We start from the raw sequence: 245 nt of genomic DNA on the forward strand, positions 1-245 counted from the left end.
GACTAATACCATCAAAATCGTCAGCTACTTTTTGTAATTCATCAAAATCATAATCATAGTTTTCAGTGGTTAACGGTATCTTGACCACAGGCACGCCAATGGAATTTGCATACATCTCTGCACAATCAAACGTTGGCACAGGAATCACCATTTGAAACTGCTTGCCCTCTTTTAGTGCTTTGTTTTGCAGCATCTGTAAGGTCGCTCGAATATTTTCAGTCGAGCCATTGCCTAAGGAGATTTGG

General features: G+C 40.4%; 1 protein-coding gene. It reads right to left on the bottom strand.

Features of this window, described 5'->3' with window-relative positions:
* Positions 1-245 (bottom strand): hypothetical protein (locus tag AAEZ05_RS29740; RefSeq protein ID WP_350650231.1); only part of this gene is annotated, 245 nt, incomplete at both ends.

This window comes from Pseudomonas sp. HY13-MNA-CIBAN-0226 (assembly GCF_040310305.1).
Taxonomy (GTDB): domain Bacteria; phylum Pseudomonadota; class Gammaproteobacteria; order Pseudomonadales; family Pseudomonadaceae; genus Aquipseudomonas; species Aquipseudomonas gregormendelii.